Annotated in this window: 1 protein-coding gene; it reads right to left on the minus strand. The window is 46.6% G+C overall.

The genetic code is table 11. The annotated features are described in order from the left end of the window. Positions 1-252 precede the first annotated feature (252 nt). On the minus strand, positions 253-609 hold a 357-nt coding region (locus tag A3766_RS11005), incomplete at its 5' end, for an FtsX-like permease family protein (protein ID WP_156508872.1).

Raw genomic sequence — 609 nt, forward strand, 5'->3', positions numbered from 1 at the left:
CAGGTAGAAGGTCGCTATACCGCAAAGCCTTCGGATGACCAGTTTGAAGTGAAGAACTACTAAAATAAGCTAAGACGTTAAAAGGCTGAATGAGGAGGCGTGCTTTCCTTATTCAGCTTTTAAAATTGCCCATGCTTGCCCTGACCTTTGGTAAACCCCTGTGCGCCGTCTAAGGCTCCTGATGCGGCAGCGACTTCCATGCCTCGGTAGAATTCATTCTTCATGGCTTCATCAAATGACTTGTCCCGGTGCTTAGCTGTCTCGAAGTACACTAACTGGCGAATGACTAGCCACCTTCCTTGTACTCAATCCTACTAAACACATGATCAGTAAGGCTGAACTAATGGGTAGCCATGCCCAAAGATGCCATTGCACTTGATAGTCTAGGTCGAGTAAATAGCGATATAAGCTATAGCAGATTGCTTCAGTACCCAGCAGGGCCAGAATACCTGCCATGAGGCCTAACAAAGCGAATTCACTCCACTGATTAAGGCGAAGCTGCTTTCGGTTAGCGCCGAGTGTCCGTAAAATTGCACCTTGTAATATTCGCTCATCGATACTTGAATAAATGGTCGCCAGTAAGACCAACACACCGCCGATCAATACTAG

This window comes from Oleiphilus sp. HI0132 (assembly GCF_001635845.1).